Source organism: Achromobacter sp. ACM01, from assembly GCF_014851745.1.
Lineage (GTDB): Bacteria > Pseudomonadota > Gammaproteobacteria > Burkholderiales > Burkholderiaceae_B > Achromobacter > Achromobacter aegrifaciens.
This window is the reverse complement of record NZ_JACVAF010000032.1, coordinates 1-304: the sequence shown is the minus strand read 5'-3', so window position 1 is coordinate 304 and position 304 is coordinate 1. Positions and strand designations below refer to the sequence as shown.

Genomic DNA, 304 nt, shown 5'->3' with positions numbered 1-304 from the left:
CGCAGAATACTTGGTGGGTCTGGTTGGATTCGAACCAACGACCCCCGCCTTATCAAGACGGTGCTCTAACCGACTGAGCTACAGACCCAAAAACCTTTTCGGATCAGCAGTCAGGAAAGCTGTAGACCCAGGGAAGATTCCCTCGACCCAAGCCTGCAACTGATCCCAGCTATATCAAACAACCGATAAGAGTGGACGCTTAACACGAGCACTAAGCTCTGAAAGGAGGTGATCCAGCCGCACCTTCCGATACGGCTACCTTGTTACGACTTCACCCCAGTCATGAATCCTACCGTGGTAATCG

General features: G+C 52.0%; 1 tRNA gene and 1 rRNA gene. Both read right to left on the bottom strand.

The features are described from left to right. Positions 1–11: 11 nt before the first annotated feature. Positions 12–88: transfer RNA gene (locus IB268_RS30940), tRNA-Ile, on the bottom strand. A 133-nt stretch (positions 89–221) separates the two neighbouring features. After that, positions 222–304: ribosomal RNA gene (locus tag IB268_RS30935) — 16S ribosomal RNA — on the bottom strand; the annotation flags it as partial.